Annotated in this window: 1 protein-coding gene; it reads right to left on the bottom strand. The window is 45.0% G+C overall.

The window, feature by feature from the left end:
- A partial coding sequence (locus QVP40_RS10935; RefSeq protein ID WP_288200505.1) for a Mur ligase family protein occupies positions 1–360 on the bottom strand: 360 nt, incomplete at both ends.

The raw sequence follows: 360 nt of genomic DNA, 5'->3' as shown, positions 1-360 counted from the left end.
CATAGGTAATATCAGTAGCTGTATAATCTGCCTCATGTTCCAGACTGTAGGTAAGTACCTGGCAGGACAGTCCTTCTGTGATTTTTTCATATTGCGGTGTATCTGCGTTGATGATCAGAGTTCCGTCCTCTGGAAGAAGCTCTGCAAATTTGCGGAAAGAGCAGCGGATATCTTCAATATCCTTGAAGAAATCCAGATGATCCGCATCAATATTCAGGATAATGCTGATTTTTGGGAAAAAGCTCAGAAAGCTGTTTGTATACTCGCAGGCTTCGGTCAGGAAGGTCTCTGACTGGCCTACACGGATATTTCCTCCGATAGCCGGAAGAATGCCGCCTACACTGATAGTAGGATCGCAGT

This window comes from Blautia sp. CAG:257, assembly GCF_000433815.1.
In the GTDB taxonomy this organism is placed as follows: domain Bacteria; phylum Bacillota; class Clostridia; order Lachnospirales; family Lachnospiraceae; genus Blautia_A; species Blautia_A caecimuris.
This window is presented reverse-complemented; position numbering and strand designations above follow the sequence as displayed.